General features: G+C 49.7%; 2 protein-coding genes. One reads left to right on the forward strand and one right to left on the reverse strand.

Annotated elements, in window-relative coordinates:
* A partial coding sequence (locus A10D4_RS13375) for a CGNR zinc finger domain-containing protein (protein ID WP_008490167.1) occupies positions 1-284 on the forward strand: 284 nt, incomplete at its 5' end.
* Positions 285-366: 82 nt separating this feature from the next.
* Here the strand turns inward: A10D4_RS13375 and A10D4_RS13380 are convergent.
* Entirely contained in the window at positions 367-1,050 is a 684-nt protein-coding gene (locus tag A10D4_RS13380; protein ID WP_008490168.1) for a superoxide dismutase, read from the reverse strand.
* Between the last annotated feature and the right edge of the window lie 110 nt (positions 1,051-1,160).

Raw genomic sequence — 1,160 nt, forward strand, 5'->3', positions numbered from 1 at the left:
CGCCAATACAAAGCTTGCAATGGCAAGCCGATAGCCAGCAGCATCGTTTGCTATCAAGGCCTAGTTCAGGTAGCGATGAAGCGTTGTTGTATCCCGTTGCAGAGGCGTTCGCGGAGTTGATGACGACGGCTAAACCGGAGTTGATTAAGCAGTGCGAAGCGAGTGATTGTATCTTGTGGTTTCATGACCAAACTAAGTCGCATCGTCGTCGTTGGTGCAGTATGGCGTTGTGCGGTAATCGTATGAAGGCTGCCGCACATCGGCAGCGGGCTAAGCGGGGTTAATGTTACACGGTTAGCGGTAAGTATTGAGTTGACAGCCCGGCAACAGCAACAAATTGTCGTCGGGCTGCGATATCCGTGTTAATTACATGGTTGCTTGTTGATAGCGTTTGCTCACTTCTTGCCAGTTAACCAGCTTCCACCAAGCTTGTGTGTAGTCGCCACGCTTGTTTTGATATTTCAAATAATAGGCGTGTTCCCACACGTCCAAACCTAGAATGGGTGTACCTTGCTGTTCGACAACATCCATCAGCGGGTTGTCTTGATTGGCGGTACTGGTGACTTGCAATTTGCCTTGGTCATCGACGATCAACCACGCCCAGCCCGAGCCAAAGCGGGTTGCCGCTTGTTCGTTAAAGGCGCTTTGTAATTGTTGTTGCGAGCCAAACGCTTGTTGAATCGCTTGCTGTAACGCTGGCGATGGTTCACCACCGTCCCCTACGGGTGCCATGACTTGCCAAAACAGTGAGTGGTTATAATGGCCACCGGCATTATTACGTACGGCGTCGCTGTAATTAGACACATTCTCGACGATGTCTTGCAGCTCCATGTCCTGCAACTCCGCGTTGTCAGCCACGGCTTGATTCAGTTTTTTGACGTAACCGGCATGATGACGGTTGTAGTGAATGTCCATGGTTTGTTGGTCAATAACCGGCGCTAAGGCGTCGGTGTCGTAGGGTAAGGGAGCCTGTTCAAAGGTTTTTGCAAAGCCCGGTGCAGCGGTTAATAAAGTGCTAACGGTAAACGCCATGAGTGTCGTTTTTAACATAGTACTATCCTTAGGTTGATGAAATCCTTATCGCTAACGGTTGTTAGGCAGCTGATCAGACGCATGCCGTTGCCGTTAGGCGTTATCTATTTCAGGATAGTTGAGGTTAA

This window comes from Idiomarina xiamenensis 10-D-4 (assembly GCF_000299895.1).
Taxonomy (GTDB): Bacteria; Pseudomonadota; Gammaproteobacteria; order Enterobacterales; family Alteromonadaceae; genus Idiomarina; species Idiomarina xiamenensis.

Coding starts and splice junctions, on each gene's coding strand:
- A10D4_RS13380 (WP_008490168.1), bottom strand. CDS start 1,050: ATGTTAAAAACGACACTCATGGCGTTTACCGTTAGCACTTTATTAACC.